2 protein-coding genes and 1 pseudogene are annotated in these 1,622 nt (G+C 71.1%); all 3 read left to right on the top strand.

Translation table 11 applies throughout. From position 1 onward, the window contains the following. A partial coding sequence (locus ACE3SS_RS15740; RefSeq protein ID WP_374595566.1) for a stage II sporulation protein M occupies nucleotides 1-376 on the top strand: 376 nt, incomplete at its 5' end. Next, nucleotides 366-1,118, top strand: coding sequence for a hypothetical protein (locus tag ACE3SS_RS15735; protein WP_374595564.1), 753 nt, complete (start codon nucleotides 366-368; stop codon nucleotides 1,116-1,118). The genes ACE3SS_RS15740 and ACE3SS_RS15735, both read left to right, overlap by 11 nt. Beyond that, nucleotides 1,105-1,622 (top strand): annotated as a pseudogene (locus ACE3SS_RS15730) (hypothetical protein); the annotation flags it as partial. The gene ACE3SS_RS15735 and the pseudogene ACE3SS_RS15730, both read left to right, overlap by 14 nt.

The following is a 1,622-nucleotide window of genomic DNA, read 5'->3' as shown; positions in this document are numbered from 1 at the left end:
CCTGACCCTGCGCGGCCACGTCGATACCTTCTACCCCTTCGTGGTCACGCACTCGGCGTTCGAGTTGACGGCAATCGTGCTGTCGGGCGCGGCGGGCCTGCGCATCGGCCATGCGCTGCTGGCGCCCGGGCGGCTCCCGCGTGGCGTGGCCCTGCAGCAAGCCGCCAGCGCCACGGTGCCCATGCTCTACGGGGTGATGGGCATGCTGACCATCGCCGCCGCCATCGAGGCCTTCTGGTCGTCGGCCCGCTGGATCCCGCCGTCCACCAAGTACGTCGTGGGGGCGCTGAGCTGGGCCCTGGTGCTGGGCTACCTGATCTGGCAAGGCCGCCCGCTGGCGCCCGCCGCGTCGCGACAGGAGCCCCATGCAGGTTGATGCCCTGGCCGTGGAGCTGCGGCCCCGCCCGATGATGGAAGCCACCGACCTCGGCGCACGCATGGTGCAGGCCAACGCGGCGTCGGTGTGGCGCTGCTACACACCGCTGCTGCTGCTGGCGACGGCAGCGGCGCTGTCCAGCATCGCCATCGCCGACTGGCTGCCGGGTCTGCTGCTGTTCTGGCTCAAGCCCTGGCTGGACCGCAGCCTGCTCTTCGTGCTGGCACGCGCCGTGTTCGGGCAAGCCACGCGCTGGTCCGACCTGTGGAGCGCGCAACGCGGCGTGTGGTGGAGCCGGCTGCCGAGCACCTTGTCGATCCGGCGGCTGTCGCCGTGGCGAGCCTATACCCAGCCGATCTACCAGCTCGAAGGACAAGCCGGCGCCACCCAGCGCCAGCGCCGCGCGCAATTGCTGCAAGGGCATCGCATTGCCGCCACCTTCATGCACCTGGCCTTCGCTCACATCGAGATGGCGCTGTGCCTGGGCTGCGTCGCCCTGCTGGTCTGGCTGATGCCGGCCAACAGCCACTTCGATCTGTTCCGCTGGTTGCGTCACGGCGACGACCACACCTCCACGCTGGCCTTCGCGGCGATCTACGCGGTCGTGATGCTGCTGCTGGAGCCGTTCTACGTGGCAGCCGGCTTTGCGATGTACCTCAACCGCCGCGTCGAGCTCGAAGCCTGGGACATCGAGCAGACCTTCCGCCGCGCCTTCGAGGCCCCTGCCGATGCGAAGCCCTGACGCGCCCCGGCCCCGCTCGCAGCTGATCGCCGGCCTGCTGGCTGGCTGCGTGGCGCTGGCGGCTCATGCCGAGCCGACCGACCTGCCTGCGCCCGAGCAAGTGCAGCAGGCCCTGCGGCAGGTTCAGGGCGACCCCGGCCTGGGGCAGAGCAAGAAGAAGCAAAAGACGCTGCGCTTCAAAAAAGACCAGCGCGACGCCAAGCACCCGGCCGACCCCGCCCTCCCCGACCAGAAGAAGACCCGGCAGCCCACCTGGTTGAGCGGCTTCGCGCGCTGGCTGAGCGAGGCCGGGCGCGTCGTCGCGTGGGTGCTCGGCGCGCTCGTGGTGGCCGCGGTCGCCGCCACCGCGCACCGCTGGATGCGCGCCCGCGGACAAACCCGCGCCGACCGCCGGCTGGCCGATCTGCCCAGCCACGTGCGCGAGCTCGACATCCGCCCGCAAAGCCTGCCCGAACGCGTTGGCGAAGCGGCGCAGTGCCTGTGGCTGCAAGGCGCGCACCGCGA

This window comes from Aquabacterium sp., from assembly GCF_041915145.1.
Classification (GTDB): domain Bacteria; phylum Pseudomonadota; class Gammaproteobacteria; order Burkholderiales; family Burkholderiaceae_C; genus Aquabacterium.
The sequence above is the reverse complement of the archived record's forward strand: the minus strand, read 5'-3'. Positions and strand labels throughout refer to the sequence as shown.

What these genes read in the sequence shown, in the direction of transcription:
- ACE3SS_RS15735 (WP_374595564.1), top strand. Translation starts at nt 366, where the DNA reads ATGCAGGTTGATGCCCTGGCCGTGGAGCTGCGGCCCCGCCCGATGATG.